This is a genomic window from Acinetobacter sp. 70_2 (genome assembly GCF_056736115.1).
Genome location: NZ_JBWZIP010000014.1, coordinates 163,693 through 183,954, shown reverse-complemented (window position 1 = coordinate 183,954; position 20,262 = coordinate 163,693). Strand labels below are relative to the sequence as shown.

General features: G+C 39.7%; 18 protein-coding genes. 9 read left to right on the top strand and 9 right to left on the bottom strand.

Annotated features, from left to right (window positions below):
* Window positions 1–130 precede the first annotated feature (130 nt).
* On the bottom strand, window positions 131–772 hold the full coding sequence (gene trhA, locus AC1PJ9_RS08650) for a PAQR family membrane homeostasis protein TrhA (protein ID WP_263614548.1): 642 nt from the start codon (window positions 770–772) through the stop codon (window positions 131–133).
* A gap of 126 nt (window positions 773–898) precedes the next feature.
* Here trhA and AC1PJ9_RS08645 point away from each other — a divergent pair, with 126 nt between their 5' ends.
* Together AC1PJ9_RS08645 and AC1PJ9_RS08640 are read left to right on the top strand one after the other, a co-directional pair.
* Window positions 899–2,110, top strand: a complete 1,212-nt coding sequence (locus AC1PJ9_RS08645) for a class I SAM-dependent methyltransferase (protein ID WP_311086579.1) — start codon at window positions 899–901, stop codon at window positions 2,108–2,110.
* A gap of 12 nt (window positions 2,111–2,122) precedes the next feature.
* Window positions 2,123–2,497: a GNAT family N-acetyltransferase gene (locus AC1PJ9_RS08640; RefSeq protein ID WP_311086580.1), complete on the top strand. Its 375-nt coding sequence runs from the start codon at window positions 2,123–2,125 to the stop codon at window positions 2,495–2,497.
* A 74-nt stretch (window positions 2,498–2,571) separates the two neighbouring features.
* Here AC1PJ9_RS08640 and AC1PJ9_RS08635 read toward each other — a convergent pair whose 3' ends face one another.
* From AC1PJ9_RS08635 to AC1PJ9_RS08615, 5 genes are all read right to left on the bottom strand, one after another.
* The gene (locus AC1PJ9_RS08635) at window positions 2,572–3,432 is read right to left on the bottom strand and encodes a patatin-like phospholipase family protein (protein WP_311086581.1); all 861 of its coding nucleotides are present in this window, start codon (window positions 3,430–3,432) and stop codon (window positions 2,572–2,574) included.
* 15 nt (window positions 3,433–3,447) lie between these two features.
* The gene (locus tag AC1PJ9_RS08630; protein WP_311086582.1) at window positions 3,448–3,702 is read right to left on the bottom strand and encodes a hypothetical protein; all 255 of its coding nucleotides are present in this window, start codon (window positions 3,700–3,702) and stop codon (window positions 3,448–3,450) included.
* 164 nt (window positions 3,703–3,866) lie between these two features.
* A complete protein-coding gene (locus tag AC1PJ9_RS08625) occupies window positions 3,867–6,002 on the bottom strand; it encodes a 3-hydroxyacyl-CoA dehydrogenase NAD-binding domain-containing protein (protein ID WP_311086583.1) in 2,136 nt (711 codons plus the stop codon).
* Between the two features lie 18 nt (window positions 6,003–6,020).
* Window positions 6,021–7,226 (bottom strand): acetyl-CoA C-acetyltransferase, encoded by a 1,206-nt coding sequence (locus tag AC1PJ9_RS08620; protein ID WP_199999298.1) that lies wholly within the window; start codon window positions 7,224–7,226, stop codon window positions 6,021–6,023.
* A 170-nt stretch (window positions 7,227–7,396) separates the two neighbouring features.
* Window positions 7,397–8,407, bottom strand: a complete 1,011-nt coding sequence (locus tag AC1PJ9_RS08615) for an AraC family transcriptional regulator (RefSeq protein ID WP_002051267.1) — start codon at window positions 8,405–8,407, stop codon at window positions 7,397–7,399.
* A 210-nt stretch (window positions 8,408–8,617) separates the two neighbouring features.
* On the opposite strand from AC1PJ9_RS08615, the gene AC1PJ9_RS08610 reads away from it, so the two are divergent.
* The 6 genes from AC1PJ9_RS08610 (at window position 8,618) to AC1PJ9_RS08585 (ending at window position 16,417) form a co-directional block, all read left to right on the top strand.
* Entirely contained in the window at window positions 8,618–9,736 is a 1,119-nt protein-coding gene (locus AC1PJ9_RS08610) for a CaiB/BaiF CoA transferase family protein (RefSeq protein ID WP_311086584.1), read from the top strand.
* A 155-nt stretch (window positions 9,737–9,891) separates the two neighbouring features.
* A complete protein-coding gene (locus AC1PJ9_RS08605) occupies window positions 9,892–11,124 on the top strand; it encodes a carbohydrate porin (protein ID WP_311086614.1) in 1,233 nt (410 codons plus the stop codon).
* A gap of 174 nt (window positions 11,125–11,298) precedes the next feature.
* Complete coding sequence (locus AC1PJ9_RS08600) at window positions 11,299–13,704, top strand: glucose/quinate/shikimate family membrane-bound PQQ-dependent dehydrogenase (protein ID WP_263614541.1); 2,406 nt, start codon at window positions 11,299–11,301, stop codon at window positions 13,702–13,704.
* A 164-nt stretch (window positions 13,705–13,868) separates the two neighbouring features.
* Window positions 13,869–15,512 carry a nitrite/sulfite reductase gene (locus tag AC1PJ9_RS08595; RefSeq protein ID WP_100191803.1) on the top strand — a complete coding sequence of 548 codons (1,644 nt, stop codon included), beginning with the start codon at window positions 13,869–13,871 and terminating at the stop codon, window positions 15,510–15,512.
* Window positions 15,505–15,990, top strand: coding sequence for a DUF934 domain-containing protein (locus AC1PJ9_RS08590; protein WP_311086585.1), 486 nt, complete (start codon window positions 15,505–15,507; stop codon window positions 15,988–15,990). Before AC1PJ9_RS08595 ends, AC1PJ9_RS08590 begins: the two co-directional genes overlap by 8 nt.
* 73 nt (window positions 15,991–16,063) lie before the next feature.
* Complete coding sequence (locus AC1PJ9_RS08585; protein WP_311086586.1) at window positions 16,064–16,417, top strand: DMT family transporter; 354 nt, start codon at window positions 16,064–16,066, stop codon at window positions 16,415–16,417.
* A 51-nt stretch (window positions 16,418–16,468) separates the two neighbouring features.
* Here the strand turns inward: AC1PJ9_RS08585 and AC1PJ9_RS08580 are convergent, their stop codons facing one another.
* From AC1PJ9_RS08580 to AC1PJ9_RS08570, 3 genes are all read right to left on the bottom strand, one after another.
* On the bottom strand, window positions 16,469–16,912 hold the full coding sequence (locus AC1PJ9_RS08580) for a VOC family protein (protein WP_311086587.1): 444 nt from the start codon (window positions 16,910–16,912) through the stop codon (window positions 16,469–16,471).
* Window positions 16,913–17,041: 129 nt separating this feature from the next.
* Window positions 17,042–18,217 carry a thiolase family protein gene (locus AC1PJ9_RS08575; RefSeq protein ID WP_311086588.1) on the bottom strand — a complete coding sequence of 392 codons (1,176 nt, stop codon included), beginning with the start codon at window positions 18,215–18,217 and terminating at the stop codon, window positions 17,042–17,044.
* Between the two features lie 108 nt (window positions 18,218–18,325).
* The gene (locus AC1PJ9_RS08570; protein WP_311086589.1) at window positions 18,326–18,841 is read right to left on the bottom strand and encodes a GspH/FimT family pseudopilin; all 516 of its coding nucleotides are present in this window, start codon (window positions 18,839–18,841) and stop codon (window positions 18,326–18,328) included.
* Between the two features lie 379 nt (window positions 18,842–19,220).
* Here AC1PJ9_RS08570 and omp38 point away from each other — a divergent pair, with 379 nt between their 5' ends.
* Window positions 19,221–20,249 carry an outer membrane protein Omp38 gene (gene omp38 / locus AC1PJ9_RS08565; protein WP_263614536.1) on the top strand — a complete coding sequence of 343 codons (1,029 nt, stop codon included), beginning with the start codon at window positions 19,221–19,223 and terminating at the stop codon, window positions 20,247–20,249.
* Window positions 20,250–20,262: the final 13 nt, after the last annotated feature.

The window sequence follows — 20,262 nt, the reverse complement described above, 5'->3', positions numbered from 1 at the left end:
GTCCTTATATAAGTTAAAATTTATTTTTAGTTTACTATTCTCTTTAAAGGCATATTTTTCTCAAAAGAATAGTGTGAAAGAACATCATCCATGACTCTTTCAGGATCACTGAATATGAGTGAAAAATGGATTAAACAACGTACCAATAGATTGCAAGAAAGTGTGCACCTGCACCTAAAAGCACAAAAATATGCCATATCGCATGGGTATATCTTACCTTTTTTAACGCGTAAAACAATGCTCCAACAGTGTAAGCTAAACCTCCAGTAATCAATAACATCAAAGCATCTTTACTTAAATAGGTACGCATATCATCCATTACAAAAACGGCAAGCCACCCCATAAGAACATAAGCAAGTAATGAAATTTTCTGAAAACGGTGAATAAAAACTAACTTGAAAAGTGTACCAATTGCAGCAATGCTCCAGAGTGCAATAAGTAAAACATGGGCTTTTTGTGTAGGTATCGCAATGCTTAAGAATGGGGTATATGTACCGGCAATTAAATAATAAATAGCGGTGTGGTCGAGTTTCTTATACCAGTAACGTAAGTTTTGGGTCTGTGCAAAATGATACAGAGTCGAGCTGGTAAAAACGAGAATCAGACTAAATGAGTATACCCATAAACCGATCCACTGCCCGGTGGAAAGATAAGATCCTTTCATAATTAAAAGGATAGAGGCAACCACGGCCATAACAACGCCAGCACCATGACTGTAGGCATTAAAAAGTTCTTCTTTAGGATCGTAAGTTTCTAACACCGATTTGCTCATAAGTTTATTTTTTGATTAAAAATACAAATGTATAGAAATACAAAACAGTCGTAAAGTTATTTTATTTTTAATCCTATACCCTTTAAACTTTCAGTTTATATGAGTCACCATTCTTTAGGTATATCTGTGTCGGTTTTCTCCTTTGAGCAAGAACAGCAATTCTTTCATGAAATCAAACAAATGCTTGATGAGCAGAGTTTTGAGCGTTTGATTTTGAGCCAATATAAAGGAGAGTTGGCACAGCTAGAAAAAATCACTTTCCGCATTGTAGAGTTAAATGGGAAAAAGCAGCTTTCAGCTTTATATCATTATACTACTCAAGATGTGACCAAAAACTATACCTTTGAAGAGGGTTTGGAACAGATTGCAACGTTGATTGTTCAATGTAAACAAGCAAATTTATTTTCAACTCTTCAAGAAATTCAGCTTAAAAAAAATAAGAAAAAAGCCATGCTTAATATTGGTAAAAAACAAAGTACGAATACAGCTCCAACTGTACAAGCGCATGATCGTGAGAAACAGCGTTATGTACACCAGAGTAGTGCATTTTTAAAAGAACTTGGCATTACCGATGAGAAAGCTCAAATCATTCCAAGTATGGCTCGTAAATGGAAGCAGATTAATAAATTTATCGAAATTTTTGCGAGTGCGTATGAGCAGATTGATGCAGAGCAAAAAGAGTTACGCATTGTCGATTTTGGTTCAGGAAAAGGTTATTTAACTTTTGCTTTGTATGATTATTTACAAGAACAGCAAAAGATTCCTTTAATTACGGGTGTAGAGTTGCGCCGTAACTTGGTGGAGTTCTGCCAGAATGTGGCAGACAAAGTGCATTTTAATCATTTGGACTTTTTTGAAGGCGATGTTCGTAGTTATCAGCCAGAAAAACTGGACGTTATGATTGCTTTGCATGCGTGTGATATTGCGACTGATTTTGCCATTCATACCGGAATTCGTTTAAACGCTTCAATGATTATGTGCGCGCCGTGCTGTCACAAAGAATTACGTCCACAACTGCATAGTCCTGAAGTTCTACAACCGATGCTACAGTTTGGTATTCATGCGGGGCAACAAGCTGAGATGTTGACCGATACTTTGCGTGCGTTACTTTTAAAAGCATATGGTTATGAAACCAAAGTTTTTGAGTTTGTATCGCTTGAACATACCAGCAAAAATAAAATGATTTTGGCGACAAAACGCAAAAATGTTTCTCAACCTGATGCCAAGATTATGGCTCAAATCCAAGCATTGAAAGAAATGTATGGTATTAAAAAACAAACGTTGGAATTGTTATTACAAGACCAGTTGCCGATCGAAAATATTGGCTGCAAATGCTAGGAAGGTGAGTGGATGTATAAAGTTATAGCGGGTAGTTGGACGCAGTTTGAGGAAGATGCAAAATACATCCGTGAACAAGTCTTTATTCAAGAGCAAGGCATTGCACCCGAAGATGAATGGGATGATTTTGACAGCACCGCTATGCACTTTATGGTGTATGACAAAGAGCAGCCTATCGCTACAGCACGTTTGTTGCCACAGCATAGCGTAGGGCGTGTTGCTGTTTTAATGCTTTATCGAAAGCAGGGTATAGGTAAAATTCTAATGCATCATATTATTGAATATGCGCGCCAACATAAATTGCCTTATTTAAAGCTTTCCGCGCAAACCTATGTGACGGCTTTTTACGAAGCTTTAGGTTTCAAAGTGCAGGGTGAAGTGTACTAAGACTGTGGTATTCCACATATTGATATGACTTTAGCGTTAAGTTGAGATTCCTTTTTAGAAATCTCACCTTTGAACTACTTCATCGCATTCCAGTTTTCGATGGCTTGTAAGCCTGTTTCCAAACCAACTTCATAACTGTAACGAAGCTTTTTCGGATTTGTCGTTAAACGCCCTGCCATATTTTTAAGAGGCGGTGGACATACCTCTAAAATTTGCTGTTCTGGGTTACTGCTACGAACAAATTCAACTGAAGCATTATAACGGGCACAGCGGTTACGCAAACTATTTGCAAAACCATAATGGTGTTTAAAAGCATATTTCGCAAGGAATTGGTCGCCTCGGCTACTGGCTTTAAAATAGTTCTTCGGACGAGTACGTAAAACTAATAGCTTTTTGACACCACTTTGCTGAGCCGCCCAGCGAACGGGTAGAGCATCTGCAACGCCGCCATCAACGTAGGGTTCACCCATAATATCGACGGGATGACGAGTTAAAACCGGAATTGAGCTAGAAGCACGCAGTGCATTTAGCAAATTATCTTTACCAGCACGAAGATACTCAGCATGACCAGTTTTAGCATGCGTCAATACCATATAAAAATCTGGATTTTTGGCAAAAAGGCTCTGTTGATCGAGAGGATGTTCTTGCTCGCCAATTTCCCACATCCATTTTAAATCAAGTAAATCGCCACCTTTAAAGAAGCGTTTGTAATCGATAAATTCAGGACGTAGTGAATGATCAATATAGAAGGTTAAGGTGCGACCCTGTTGGCCTGCCAGGTAGTTAGCTACATTGGTCGAACCAGAAGATACGCCCACATATAAATCAAAAGGGTTGAACCGTTGTTGTAGAAAAGCATCAAGTACACCACTGGTAAAGGCACCACGCATGCCTCCACCTTCTACAACCAGTGCATTGCGAGAAAAATCTGTCATTTGAAAAATATCTGATTACTGATGTGAATGCTGATGTTCTTGCATGTCCATTTCAGGCATATTGTCATGCTGAGTTTGCTGATCTGGTGATTTCTCAGCTTTTTGCTGCATTTCATGCTGTTGAGCTTTGCGCTGTGCTCCTGGCATATAGTCAGGCTCATTACTCATTGCTAAATAGAAAAAGCCAAGGAAGATCGCACTTAAAACACCGACGATTAGAACAAATTTCCAGCCTAAAATTGCTGATTCGGAAGAATTTTTATCGGACATAAGGATATCTCGAATGTGCTGTAGAAGCACAGAAATGAAGTCTATTTATAGCATATTTAGGTATAAGGCTGAAATCTTAAAGGACATAAAGAAAAACCCATATAAATAAAATATATTTATATGGGTAAGGTTTATGCAATTCTTAAATATTCAAGAGCTCTAACTTATTGAATATTTTGCTTCTGCTCGGCTTTAGTTTTTAGCAATGTTGGGGGCGTGAAGCGCTCACCATATTTGGCAGCCAACTCTTCGGCACGTTTTTTTGCTTTATCAATACCATATTGATTTAAGAATTGAATCGCTCCTCCCGTCCACGGGGCATAACCAATTCCAAAAATAGAACCGACATTGGCATCAATCACTGACTCTAATACCCCTTCTTCGTAACAACGTAGGGTATCTAAGGCTTGTACAAACAAAATACGGTCAATCATATCTTGCTCGGAGATATCATGATCTTTTTGCCAACGGTTTAAGCCTTCCCATAGGTGCTTTTTACCATTTTCAGGATAATCATAAAAACCTGCGCCAGCAGCTTTACCTTTACGGTTTAATTCATGAATCATGGTATGAATCACTTCATCTACCGGTGTTTTCGGTAACTCTTTGCCTTCAGCTTGTAGTGCCTTACGCGTTTCACTTGCAACATGCTCGGTTAAAGTTAAAGACACTTCATCTTGAATCGCAAGTGGTCCTACCGGCATGCCAGCTTTCAGTGCTGCCATTTCAATACGCGCTGGATGGACGCCTTCTGCAAGTAAGCGCATACCTTCTTGAATAAAAGTACCAAACACACGACTGGTAAAGAAGCCACGGCTGTCATTGACAACAATTGGCGTTTTTCCAATTTGCTGTACAAAGTCATAGGCTTTGGCAAGTGTCTCTGCAGAGGTGTTTTTACCTTTAATAATCTCAACCAACTGCATTTTGTCGACAGGACTGAAGAAATGTAGACCGATAAAAGCTTTATCATCTTTACTTGCTTGAGCTAAGCCTGTGATCGGCAGGGTCGATGTATTCGATGCCATTACGCCATTAGGTGCTAAATATTGTTCAGCTTCTTGAGTGACTTTGGCTTTGAGTACTTGATTTTCAAATACAGCTTCAATAATTAAATCACAGTCTTGTAAGTCTTCAGCAGCAGCTGTTGCTGTAATCAGAGATAAAACTTGATCACGTTTTTCTGCCGTCATGCGGCCTTGTGAAACACGTTTATCTAAGAGCTTTTGTGAATAAGCTTTGCCTTTCTCAGCATTTTCAACAGATACATCTTTAAGTACAACAGGAATGCCTTTAATGGCTGTTGAATATGCAATACCTGCACCCATCATGCCTGCACCCAACACACCCACTTTAGTGGCTTGCCATTTTGCAACGTCAGCAGGACGACTAGCACCAGACTTAATTGCATTTAGACCATGCCAGAAAGTACCGATCATATTTTTAGAAATTTGGCCTGTTGTAAGTTGAGTAAAGTAGCGAGACTCAATACGTAAAGCAGTATCTACATCAACTTGAGCGCCTTCAACTGCGGCAGCCATAATCGCTTCAGGAGCAGGGTAACAGCCTTTAGTTTTGTCTTTTAACATGGCTGGTGCAATTGCAAGAACTTGTGCAACTGCTGGAGTTTTTGGATCACCACCCGGAATTTTATAACCTTTCACATCAAAAGGTTGTTGAGATTTCGGATTTGCCTTTATCCAAGCAATTGCTTTATCTAAAAGCTCTTGTTCATTTTCAGCAGTATCATGAATTAGACCTAAAGATTTGGCTTTATCTACACCGAACTGTTTGCCTTCCATTAAAAATGGAAATGCATTTTGAAGCCCAAGCAGACGTACCATACGCACAATACCGCCGCCGCCCGGTAATAAACCTAAAGTAACTTCTGGTAGGCCAAATTTGCTTTTCGGGTCATTGATTGCAATACGGTGATGGCAACTTAATGCAATTTCCCATCCTCCGCCCAGTGCCGTGCCATTTAATGCTGCAACGACTGGAATGCCTAGCGTTTCAATTGTACGTAAATGACCTTTTAGCTTTTCAACCATATTAAAAAAGTCAGTCGCATGTTCAGGTTGAACTTGAATTAGCTCATCTAGGTCACCGCCTGCAAAGAAAGTTTTCTTAGCTGAGCGGAAAATAACACCTGAAAGTTCTGTTTCTGCTTTAAGTTTCTGAGTGACTTCATCGAGCGAGTCACGAAACTCGGCATTCATGGTGTTCGCAGATTGACCTGTTGAATCAAGCGTTAAAATGACAATATTGTCGGCATTTTTTTCGTATTGAATTGCACTCATTTTTTATATCCCTAATTTTTATACGCGTTCAATAATGGTGGCAATACCCATACCACCGCCAACACAGAGCGTCGCTAGACCACGCTTTTTATCTTGTCGTTCAAGCTCATCAAGTAGTGTGCCCAAAATCATAGCACCTGTTGCTCCTAATGGATGGCCTAAAGCAATTGCACCACCATTTACATTGACTTTTTCAGCAGGTACATTAAGTTCATTAATAAAACGCATAACAACTGCTGCGAATGCTTCGTTGACTTCAAATAAGTCAATATCATCAATCGTAAGGCCAGCTTTTTCTAAAGCTTTACGTGCAGCAGGAGCAGGGCCAGTCAGCATAATGGTTGGGTCAGTACCGACTAATGCAGTCGCCAAAACTTTAGCGCGTGGTTTTAAATTTTGTTCTTTTACTGCTTTTTCTGAAGCTAATAAAACTACAGCTGCTCCATCGACAATACCTGATGAGTTACCTGCGTGATGAACATGATTGATTTTTTGTGCTTCTGGATATTTTTGTAAAGCGACTGCATCAAAGCCCATTTGCCCCATCATTTCAAAACTTGGGTTGAGCTTTGAAAGACCTTCTAGTGTGGTATGGCCTTTAATAAATTCATCTTTTTCTAAAATTATCACACCTGAATGATCTTTGACTGGCACAACTGATTGGTCAAAATAACCATTTGCTTGAGCTGCCGCTGCTTTTTGTTGTGACTTCACTGCAAAGTTATCGACATCTTCACGGTTATAGCCATCTAAAGTTGCAATAAGGTCAGCCCCAATACCTTGCGGAACAAATGATGACTTAAGATTTGTTTCTGGGTCTAAAGCCCATGGTCCGCCATCAGAACCCATTGGAATGCGCGACATTGATTCAACACCGCCAGCAACGACCAAATCTTCCCAACCAGAGCGGACTTTCATGGCTGCCATGTTGACTGCTTCTAAACCTGATGCACAAAAGCGGTTAATTTGTACACCAGCAACATCATCATTCCAGCCTGCAGCAATTGCTGAGGTTTTGGCAATGTCCCCACCTTGATCTCCAATTGGCGTTACGCAGCCCAGAACAATGTCGTCCACTTTTGATGTATCAAGCTGATGGCGTTGCTGTAATTCATTTAATAGAGTGGTGAGTAATGTGATTGGTTTTACTTCGTAAAGAGAGCCGTCTTTTTTTCCTTTTCCGCGTGGTGTGCGAATGGCATCAATAATATAAGCCTCGCTCATAACAGTTCCTTTTTTATTGCTTAAAATTTATTTGTGTTTTGAGTGTACTGGTTTTAAGAGCGAGTGCAATGACGATAAGCGCACCAGTCAGGTGATGATTTTTGCCAATAGAAATACAAAAAAGCCCAAGTTGAACTTGGGCTAAATGTGAAACTAAAGAGATTTAAGAATTAGTGATAACCGTGTAGCTGACGATATAAACCAGGCGTTACACCCGTCCATTTTTTAAATGCACGATGGAAGGTACTGGTTTCACTAAAGCCAACCTGTTGAGCAACATCTTCAAGTGTTAACTCAGGGTTGAGTAACAAGTGAATAGCAGCATCTCGACGTAAAGCGTCTTTTACGCCTTGGTAGCTTTTACCTTCAGCAGCCAAGCGGCGGCGTAAGGTTTGTGGAGATAAATACAGCATAGATGCAACATCATTAAGCGTTGGCATTTCTTCACCAATTTGGCTCTTAAGTACGTCACGAATACGAGAAGTCAACGAGTTGGTGTTTTTGAATTTTACTAAAAGCTGAGCAGGGGCTGCTTTTAGGAACTCTTCTAGCGTTTTTTCATCTTGGCGGATTGGTAAGTCCAGATAATCAGCTGCAAAAGTTATTTCGGTGCGAGGTGCATCAAACTGCATGACTGGTGCAAAGAATAATGCATCGTATTCATCTGCATGAGCAGGACGTGGATAGCTAAAATGAACACGCTCTAAAGGTAAACGACGTTCAATCAACCATGATGCCAGACCATGCCAAATCATGAGCATACTTTCAGTAATGAAATGATCTGGATCTAATGTTTTTGGAATGAGAGGAACCAAACGCGCTTCGTGTTTGTCACGCTCTAGTGTTACCGACCATTCATCACCAAATAACTTGTAAAATTGAGATGAAAGTTCGAGAGCTTGTCCCAAAGTTTTTGCATGAATAATCAACTGACACATAATGGCAAAAGTGCCCAAACGACGCGGTTGTACATCAAAACCGACGTGTTCGTCTTGGGTGACCATCCATAGCATTTTTATAAAACGGGTATATTGTTCTGGTGAGATTCGAGCTTTAGGTTGACGTAATAGTTCCGCTTCGATACCCACATGTGAAAGTAACGTCTCGACATCCATGCCAAGGCGTTTTACGCCTGTCAAAGCCGCATTCACGAAGTGGATGCTAATCGTATCGCGACTCATATTGAATCCTTCAGTCTCTTTGATGTTCACTTTAAATTGACCTAAATGACCGTCTAAAAAAATAAATTGGCGATTTACAACAGAGTAAAAGCACTTTTTACATGTTAAATTGCCGAAATGATCAAGGTAAATGGCTGAACATGACATTGTTTTAGAATATTTGCTTAACTAATATAAAAGAAAATTCGAATAATAGTGGTTAAAAATACGATGACGACAGCATTAAACGGACTTAAAGTTCTCGATTTCTCGACGCTCTTACCTGGACCTTTTGCCACAATGTACTTAGCAGATATGGGAGCAGAAGTCATCCATATCGAATCTCCGTCACGTCCAGATCTCATTCGGATTATGCCGCCCTATGCAAATGGGCAGGCGACTGCACATAGTTATCTAAATCGAAATAAACAGTCGATTGTTCTCGACTTAAAAGATGCTGCAAGTATTGATCTGATTAAAGCTAAGATTTCCGAGTTTGATATTGTCATAGAACAGTTTCGGCCAGATGTTATGCGCCGTTTAGGATTGGACTATGCAACGCTTGCAGAAATTAACCCACGTTTAATTTATTGCTCAATTACAGGTTATGGGCAAACTGGAAACTATAAAGATCGGGCTGGACATGACATTAATTATTTAGCTTTAGCGGGTATTGCTGGATATAGTGGCCGACAAGATAGTGGTCCACCACCGCTTGGCATTCAGGTTGCCGATATTGCAGGCGGATCATTACATGCAGTTATTGCGATTTTGGCTGCGGTTGTCGAACGCAGTCGTAGTGGTATGGGACAATATATTGATATTTCCATGACCGATTGTGTGGCGAGTCTAAATAGCATGGCCGCCTCAGCTACACTTGCAGCACAAGTTGAACAGGCACCAGAGCAGGGTATGCTCAATGGCGGTATTTTCTATGACTATTATATGACTCAAGATGGTCGTTATCTTTCTATTGGTAGTCTTGAGCCACAATTTATGGCTGGGTTGTCTGCCGCATTAGATTTACCCGTGCTGTTGCAAAAAGGCGCTTCATTAGATGCCGAAGATCGGAAAGAAGTTAAGCAAGCTATTCAAGAAAAAATTAAAGCCAAAACATTTAAAGAATGGCATGAAATTTTTGCAAATCTCGATGTTTGTGTAGAGCCAGTATTGAGTTTGAGTGAGGCTTTAAACACGCCGTTAGCACAACAACGTGGATGGATTGTGAATGTTCCTTTGCAAAATAATACGGCTGATACAGAACCGCAGATTGCATGCCCAATAAAGTTTTCACGTTCACAAATGCGATATTCCTTTGTAGGTCAAAAGCTTGGCGAGGGACAGTGGTAATGTCTTGGGGCTATTTCTTATACAGTGTGTATTAAGATTATTATCTGATTAATCAATTGATTAACATTTTGAATAATTTCTTTACATAAAATTAGCGTAACCTTTATAAACAAAGACATAAAAGGTACGTAAACATGAAAACGCATAAATCTTTGATGGTTTCCTGTTTATCCGTTTTATCAATTACTCTTTTTGTTCAGCATGCACAAGCTGCTGCTGCATTTGACCCAAATAGTTCTTGGATGTTGGGTGATTGGAACGGGCAACGCACAGCGTTGCAAGCACAAGGTTATGATTTTTCTTTTGGATATACCGGTGAATATGCCGGTATTTTAGATTCAAAGAATACATCTTCGCATGGTAGTGCTTATACAGGGCAACTCGCTTTAGGTTCGCATTTGGACCTAGGTAAAATTTTAGGGTGGCAAGATACAGAAGCTCAAATCACATTAACTTATCGTGATGGGCAATCGCTTTCTGAACATTCTCCAGCTTTAGCTGGACACATTAGTTCTGCACAAGAAGTGTGGGGGCGTGAGCAAACTTGGCGTTTAACAGACTTGTGGATTAAGAAAAAATTCCTTGATCAGAAGTTAGACGTTAAAGTCGGTCGTTTTGGTGAAGGTGAAGACTTTAATAGTTTTGACTGTGATTTCCAGAACTTGGCGCTTTGTGGTTCACAAGTGGGTAACTGGGTTGGTGACCAATGGTATAACTGGCCAGTGAGCCAATGGGCAATGCGTGTTAAATATAACTTGCAACCCGATTTATATACGCAAGTGGGTGTATATGAATATAACCCAGAGAACTTGGAACGAGGCAAAGGTTTTAACCTAAGCACAGATGGTTCTCACGGTGCAATTATTCCGGCAGAAGTAGTTTGGTCACCTAAATTGGGTGCGCAAAGCATGGCTGGTGAATACCGTCTAGGTTATTACTACAGCACTGCTGATGCAGAGGAAATTACCAATCCAACCCAAACATCTCATAAGCAAGGTGTTTGGGTAACTGCAAAACAAAAATTATTCCAGCCAGCTGATCAAACTGATCGTGGTTTAACAGGTTTTGTTAACCTGACTTTCCATGACTCAGATACCAACAAAGTCGACAACATGCAAAATGTAGGCTTGGTCTATAAAGGTTTGCTCAATCAACGTCCTCAAGATGAGTTGGCACTTGGCGTTGCTCGCATTCATATCAATGATGACTGGAGTGATATTCAAGCCAAAGAATATGACACTGAATACAATACCGAGCTTTACTACGGTATTCATGCCACTAACTGGCTAACTATTCGTCCAAATGTGCAATATGTTCGTCATGTTGGTGCATTAAAAAATGGTGATAACACTTGGGTAGGCGGTATTAAATTCTCAACCGTATTCTAAGTAATTATTCCGAAAAACGGATTGTCGAGGGCTAAATCATTGATTGAAGTATCCAGACCTTCCGTTTTTTTCTTTATGCCTGAATTTTGTTTTAGATGTATTGGTGATGCCATTTCTCTATAAGGTTTTTGGCACATCTTTCCGATAAAAATGATGATTGATAAGAGGTGGTTTATGAATCAACCTTCTTCAAGATCAGGTTTAACGACTTTTACCGTAATCATTATTGGGTTATTGGCGTTATTCCTGCTAATTGGAGGTATTTGGCTCGCTACACTAGGCGGTTCAATTTACTACATTGTAGCTGGAGTCTTGCTTCTCATTGTTACATGGCAACTCTACAAGCGCGCTTCAACTGCTTTGTGGATTTATGCCGCATTAATGCTAGGTACCATTATCTGGAGTGTCTGGGAAGTTGGAACAGACTTTTGGGCGCTTGCACCACGTTTAGATATTTTAGGTATTCTTGGTTTATGGTTATTGGTTCCGGCTGTGACTCGTGGAATCAACAACCTTGGATCAAGTAAAGTTGCCTTATCTTCAACTTTAGCAATTGCAATTGTGTTGATGGTTTATTCTATCTTCAACGATCCGCAAGAAATTAATGGTGAGATCAAAACACCTCAACCAGAAACTGCTCAAGCCGTTCCAGGTGTAGCAGAGAGTGATTGGCCAGCTTATGGTCGTACTCAAGCCGGTGAGCGCTATTCTCCACTCAAACAGATTAATGACCAAAACGTCAAAGATTTGAAAGTGGCTTGGACATTACGTACTGGTGATTTCAAAACAGATAATGATTCGGGTGAAACAACCAATCAGGTTACGCCAATTAAAATTGGTAATAACATGTTTATCTGTACGGCTCATCAACAGTTAATTGCGATTGATCCAGCGACTGGTAAAGAAAAATGGCGTTTTGATCCGAAGCTTAAAACGGATAAATCGTTCCAGCATTTAACTTGTCGTGGTGTAATGTACTACGATGCAAACAATACAACTGAGTTTGCAACGAGTCTTCAAAGCAAGAAATCTAGCTCTACACAATGTCCACGTAAGGTATTTGTACCAGTCAACGATGGACGTTTAGTTGCTGTGAATGCTGACACTGGTAAAGCATGTACTGACTTTGGTGAAAATGGTGAAGTGAATTTACAAAAATTCATGCCATATGCTTATCCAGGTGGTTATAACCCAACATCTCCTGGTGTTGTGACAGGTTCAACTGTCGTAATTGCAGGTTCTGTAACAGACAACTATTCAAGTAAAGAGCCATCTGGTGTAATTCGTGGCTACGATGTTAACACTGGTAAGCTTCTTTGGGCATTCGACACAGGTGCAGCAGATCCAAATGCAATGCCAGGTGAAGGTACGACCTTTGTTCATAACTCGCCAAATGCTTGGGCACCTTTAGCATATGATGCCAAACTTGATATCGTTTATGTTCCAACAGGTGTAGGTACTCCAGATATCTGGGGTGGTGACCGTACTGAGTTGAAAGAACGTTATGCAAACTCAATGTTAGCGATTAATGCTTCAACTGGTAAATTAATATGGAACTTCCAGACCACTCATCACGATTTGTGGGATATGGACGTACCATCTCAACCATCTTTGGCAGATATTAAAGACAAAACAGGTAAAACTGTTCCAGCAATCTATGTATTGACTAAAACAGGTAATGCCTTTGTTCTTGACCGTCGTAATGGTCAGCCAATTGTTCCTGTAACTGAAAAACCAGTTCCACAAACAGTGAAACGCGGACCACAAACCAAAGGCGAGCATTATTCAAAAACTCAGCCATTCTCTGACTTGAACTTGGCGCCACAAGACAAATTGACTGATAAAGACATGTGGGGTGCCACAATGCTTGATCAGCTCATGTGTCGTGTATCTTTCAAACGCCTAAATTACGATGGTATTTATACGCCACCATCTGAAAACGGTACTTTAGTTTTCCCTGGTAACTTAGGTGTATTTGAATGGGGTGGCATGTCGGTTAACCCTGACCGTCAAGTTGCTGTAATGAACCCGATTGGTCTGCCATTCGTAAGCCGTTTAATTCCTGCTGATCCAAACCGTGCAGAAACTGCAAAAGGTGCAGGAACTGAGCAGGGTGTACAACCAATGTATGGTGTACCTTATGGTGTCGAAATCAGCGCATTCTTATCTCCGCTTGGTTTACCTTGTAAACAACCAGCTTGGGGTTATGTTGCTGGCGTAGATTTGAAAACGCATCAGGTTGTATGGAAAAAACGTATTGGTACTATCCGTGATAGCTTGCCAAAACTGTTCCAATTACCAGCTGTGAAAATTGGTGTTCCTGGTTTAGGTGGTTCAATCTCTACCGCAGGTAATGTCATGTTTGTTGGTGCAACTCAAGATAACTACATCCGTGCCTTTAACGTTACGAATGGTAAGAAACTTTGGGAAGCACGTTTACCAGCAGGTGGACAAGCAACACCAATGACTTATGAAATCAACGGTAAGCAATATGTTGTGATCATGGCCGGTGGTCATGGTTCATTTGGTACAAAAATGGGCGACTATTTAGTAGCTTATGCATTGCCAGATAACAAATAAACTTTTGCTATAAAAAAAGCCCAGATTGATCTGGGCTTTTTTTATGTCGATTTATATAAGCTTATCAATAAAATCGTTATTAAATATGCAAAAAAAGCATTTTATTGATGAATAAAAGCTCGCTATGCTATCCGCCTTAATAATGAATCTACTAGCCATACGCCATGTATTTATATACCGATTTCGACCAGCAGCTGGTTAATGAACGAGTTGCTCAGTTCCGTGATCAGACTGAACGCTATTTAGCTGGCAAACTTTCTGAAGATGAATATCGTCCATTACGTTTGCAAAATGGTTTATATGTGCAACGTTATGCGCCTATGCTGCGTATTGCCGTGCCGTATGGCTTAATGAATTCTAAACAATTACGTAAAGTTGCTGAAGTTTCAACAAAGTATGACCGTGGTTATGCACACGTATCTACACGTCAAAATATCCAGTTAAACTGGCCTGCACTTGAAGATGTGCCAGATATTTTGGCAGAACTCGCAACTGTACAAATGCATGCCATTCAAACGAGTGGTAACTGTATCCGTAACACAACAACTGACCAATATGCAGGTGTGGTTGCTGGTGAAATTGCAGACCCACGTCCAACATGTGAATTGATTCGTCAGTGGAGTACATTCCACCCAGAATTTGCATTCTTGCCACGTAAGTTCAAAATCGCAGTTTCTGCGCTTGAAGAAAAAGACCGTGCAGCAACTGCATTCCACGATATTGGTGTTTACATCGTGCGTAATGAAGCGGGTGAAATCGGCTATAAAATTATGGCTGGTGGTGGTTTAGGCCGTACCCCAATCATTGGTAGCGTTATTCGTGAGTTTTTACCACGTGAAGATTTAATTGCTTATTTAGAAGCGGTTCTACGTGTTTATAACTTGCATGGCCGTCGTGACAATAAATACAAAGCGCGTATTAAAATTCTAGTTAAAGCATTAACACCTGAAGTATTTGCTCAGAAAGTTGAAGCTGAATTTGAACATACACGTGAAGCATTGAAAATTCAGCCAGAAATCTTGAAAAAACTGGATGAAGAGTTCACTCCATTTGATTATCAAGATTTAGCAGATGAAGACTTTACAGCTTTATTTGCTGAGCATCCAAAATTCAAGCAATGGTTCAATATCAACACGCATGCGCATAAAGTGAAAGGCTATCGTATTGTTACGATTTCTCTAAAACGTGCAGGTATCGCACCGGGCGATATGACCACTGAAGAAATGAACTTTATTGCAGATCTTGCAGATAAATATACATTCGGTGAACTTCGTACCACTCACGAACAAAACATTGCTTTGGCAGATGTACCTCAAAAAGATTTGTTCGATGTATGGCAAGCGCTTGAACAACAAAATATGGCACGTGCACATATTGGTTTCATTACCGATATTATTAGTTGCCCGGGCGGTGATTTCTGTTCACTTGCAAATGCGAAATCAATTCCTATTGCTGAAGCGATTACACGTCGTTTTGATGACTTAGACAAAGTTTATGATCTTGGTCATTTAGATCTAAATATTTCTGGTTGTATGAATGCTTGTGGTCACCACCACGTAGGTAACATCGGTATTTTAGGTGTAGATAAAAAAGGTGCTGAGTTCTACCAAATTACATTAGGTGGTAATTCAGACCATGATGCATCGATCGGTGACATCTTAGGCCCATCATTTGCAGCAGATGCTGTGCCAGACGTTATTGAAGAAGTATTAAATACTTATCTTGATTTACGTACTGAAGGTGAGCGTTTTGTAGATACATATCGCCGTGTAGGAATTCAACCATTTAAGGAGCGTGCATATGCTTAATACAGCTCTACCTGTGCTTTATAAAGATGGCACGATTGCAGACAATACTTATCAAATCATTGCTGAAGATGGTGTGGTTCCTCAAGGTGATGTTGTGATAACAACAGCTCAACTAGATCAGTTAGCTAACGTTCAAGGCAAAAAAGCTTTGTATGTAACTGTAAATGATTCACCTGAAGACCATACATTTCCATTAAATCAACTTGATGCAATCTTCATTGAGTTCGCAGGCTTTGGTGATGGTCGTGGTTATTCATTCGCTGCGCTATTACGTCGCCAAGGTTTCCAAGGTGAACTACGTGCAACAGGTGATGTGTTTAAGGATGTTCTAAACTACTTAAAGCGTTCTGGTTTTGATAGCTTTGTCGTAAAAGAAGGCAAAGACGTACAAGAAGCTGCGGCAGGTTTGCAAGATTTTACCAACCCGTATCAAGCTTCAACAGCTGTACCGCAAGCAAGTTATCAAACTGGTGCTTAAATCGTTTTAAATATAAAGGCTGAACTCAGGTTCAGCTTTTTTATAAATACCTTTTAATAAATGAAGAATAAGAATGTTAGGCTTAATTTCAAAAATAAATCCCGGTGCTTGGTGGTTAATATTTGCTATTGCGACAGATGTGCTCTCAACATTTTATTCTGCTAAAGGCAATGGATTAGTTAATAAAACTGCTCAGGCGATTGCGCTGATTTTATATATTGTGTCTTTTGCATGTGCTGCTATTGCTTTGAAATATATGCAGGCGGGAATTTTATATGTATTGTGGTCCGGGGTGGGGGTATTGGCGACGGCCTTTCTAGCAAAGGTTTTTCTTGGGCAGAATATTGATGTGGCAGGATGGGTGGGAATTGGTTTTATTACTGTAGGTTTAATGATTATTGCGCAATATTCCAATATTAATGTTTAAAACCCTTATAGAAATAATAAGTATCTCTATAAGGGGCAGATATTAAAAATATTATGTATCAAGCTGGCAGTTAACCATCCACTTTATGCCAAATTGATCGGTAAATGCACCGTACAATGCGCCCCAGAACGTTTTTTCTAGCGGCATTTCGATTTGACCATTTACAGATAGAGCATCAAACAGCTGTTTCGCTTTTTCTTGCTCATCTTTTTCAAGGTTGATTGCGATGTAATGATTATTACCTTGAGTAAATACACTATTTGGCGTACAGAACTGATCGATAGTGTCTGATGCCATGAGTACTGTGTATTCATTAATCGGTAAAGAAACATGCAGCACTAAATTTTTTTCGGCTTCCGATAAGGTTACACCCTCGTTAGGTGGCATATCGCTATAACGGCTCAGCATAGCAAATTCACCACCAAAGACCGATTTATAAAAATTAAAAGCTTGCTCTGCCTGACCTTGGAAATTGAGATAGTGATTGAGTTGCATTGTTATTGTCCATTGTTGTTTTCGTTTAAAGGAATAAGTTAAAACTTAAACGTGATTTTGTGGGTCTTTTTTTGTAAATTTTCCATAAAAAATCCCACCGAAGTGGGATTTTTAAATAGGGAAATTAAATTAAATAAGTTCAATGGCAACAGCTGTTGCTTCACCGCCACCAATACAAAGTGCAGCAATACCTTTTTTACCACCAGTACGTTTCAGTGCATGAATAAGTGTAAGAATAATACGTGAGCCTGTAGAACCTACTGGATGGCCAAGTGCACATGCACCACCGTGAATATTAACTTTCTCTGCATCAAGTTTGAAATCATCAATTGGGCACATGGTAACCATAGCAAATGCTTCATTAATTTCCCAAAGGTCAACGTCCTGAGCATTCCATCCAGCTTTTTTAAGTACTTTTTCAATAGCACCAACAGGAGCGATGGTAAATTCTGAAGGGTGCTGAGAGTTTGAAGCTGTCGCGACAATTTTAGCAAGTGGTTGTAAGCCACGTTGCGTTGCAACTTCACTTGATGTTAACACTAGTGCAGAAGCACCATCAGAAATAGAACTCGCATTGGCTGCGGTGATTGTTCCATCTTTTGCAAAGGCTGGTTTAAGCGAAGGAATCTTGTCAATTTTTGCGTTTAAAGGTTGTTCATCTTGGTCGACAATGACATCACCTTTACGTGTAGACACAGTAACCGGAACGATTTCATCTTTGAAATAACCTTCAGTAATTGCAGTTTGAGCACGTTTCAAAGAGCGAATCGCAAAGTCATCCATTTGCTCACGTGTATAGCCACGAGTATTTGCCATATCTTGAGCAAAAGAACCCATTAAACGTCCGGTTTCAGCATCTTCAAGCCCATCAAAAAACATATGGTCTTTAATTTCGCCATGACCCATACGGTATCCAGCACGTGCTTTTGGTAAAACATAAGGTGCATTTGTCATCGACTCCATCCCGCCAGCAACGACAACTTCAGCACTACCTGCTTTAATCATATCAGCGGCTTGCATCACGGCTTTCATGCCAGAACCACAAAGCTTGTTAATCGTTACTGCACCTGTAGAATCTGGTAAGCCAGCTTTACGCATCGCTTGACGTGCTGGACCTTGCTTTAGACCAGCAGGCAGTACACAGCCCATAATGACTTCTTCGACATCAGTAGGCTGCAAACCTGCTCGTGCGATTGCTTCTTTAATTGTTACTGCACCTAATTCTGGAGCAGTGAGACCAGATAGTGATCCTTGAAAACCACCCATAGCAGTACGAGCACCATTAACAATTACGATGTCAGTCATTGTTGTAATCTCCGATTGTTCTTTATCTCAAATTAAGAAAACATTAAAACTTAAGCAGTATATTGCAAAATGGGGGATGGCTTGGATTCTGTATTAGACTGTAGAGTTCTAACAATTTTGAAGTTCTTCTAAGCGTACATGTCCCATTTTGCTAAGAACTAATTTAAAATTTTTAAGCTGATCATAAGAACAATAAATAAAACTACCATTAGACTCGATTGGTAGTCCCGAGCTACCTTGAAAAACAATACTATTTTGTTTTTTACCAAAACGTTGTAATTTCATAGAGCCATAAGTATGGTTAAGATCTATAGAAGTTAATAATTCTTCATTTAAATCATGTTGTAGGTTGCGGTTGTTATCTACAAAGCTGATTAAGCGGTTATTCCAGTTTGTATGACAAACTAATTGATCGGAACTTGGGCAAATAACAATGTTCTTATGCCTGATAATTGCGTCGGACTTGGCTTTTTGTATGTGAATTGTGAGTACATGCGGCGTATTTTTTAATTCTGCAGATGCCATAAATTGATGGTATAAAGGAATGGCTATAACTGACATAATCACAAGAATTACGAGGGTTATAGAGAGCTCAACTATAGTAAAACCAGGAGATCTAAACATTAAGAAACCTTAATATATGTATAAATAGAGCAATTTTATGTTTTCTGACAATGATTTATATTATTTTTTATAATAAGGAAACACAAAATTAAATAAGGGTTATCAGTTGGCTAGAATACTGGTAAAATCACCGCAAGCGAAACAAAGAAGTTGTTCATATTTGCTAGTTGAGTAAAAAATTACCGAATTACAACGGAAATTGTAAGTAATTTTGTCAATAATTTACTTGATTAAAATTATCAAGCACTTGGAAAGTTTATCAAGTGTTTGTATGATTCAAATGTGAATAGCTTAAAAATAATACTGGGGTAAAAATATCTCAGGGGCCAATAAATTTAGGCTGAGCTTGAACAACAATTGTTATCTCTGGAGGATATCCATGAAATTGAGTCGTATTGCACTTGCTACTATGCTGGTTGCTGCTCCATTAGCTGCTGCTAATGCTGGCGTAACTGTTACTCCATTATTAGTTGGTTACACTTGGCAAGACAGCGAGCATAACAACGATAAATTAACAAGTCATGCTGAATTACAAGATGATTTATTCGTTGGTGCTGCACTAGGTGTTGAATTAACTCCTTGGTTAGGTTTTGAAGCTGAATATAACCAAGTTAAGGGTGATCTTGATGGTACTGGCGTAGCTGGTGCTGAATATAAACAAAAAACTGTTGCTGGTAACTTCTATGCAACTTCAGATTTGATCACTAAGAACTACGACAGCAAATTTAAGCCGTACGTATTATTAGGTGCTGGTCAAACTAAAACTGAATTTGATGGCATTTACGCAGACAAAAAAGATACTATCGGTAACGCTGGTATCGGTGCGTTCTATCGCTTAAACGATGCTTTATCTCTTCGTACAGAAGCTCGTGGTACTTATGACTTTGACGAAAAATACTGGCGTTATACAGCTCTTGCTGGTTTAAACGTAGTTCTTGGTGGTCACTTGAAGCCTGCTGCTCCTGTAGTAGAAGTTGCTCCAGTTGAACCAACTCCAGTTGCTCCACAACCACAAGAGTTAACTGAAGACCTTAACATGGAACTTCGTGTGTTCTTTGATACTAACAAGTCAAACATCAAAGACCAATACAAGCCAGAAATCGCTAAAGTTGCTGAGAAGTTAACTGAATACCCTAACGCTACTGCACGTATCGAAGGTCACACAGATAACACTGGTCCACGTAAGTTGAACGAACGTTTATCTTTAGCTCGTGCTAACTCTGTTAAATCAGCTCTTGTAAACGAATACAATGTTGACGCTTCTCGTTTGTCTACTCAAGGTTTCGCTTGGGATCAACCGATTGCTGACAACAAAACTAAAGAAGGTCGTGCTATGAACCGTCGTGTATTCGCGACAATTACTGGTAGCCGTACTGTAGTAGTTCAACCTGGTCAACAAGCTCAATAATTTGAGTTTCTGA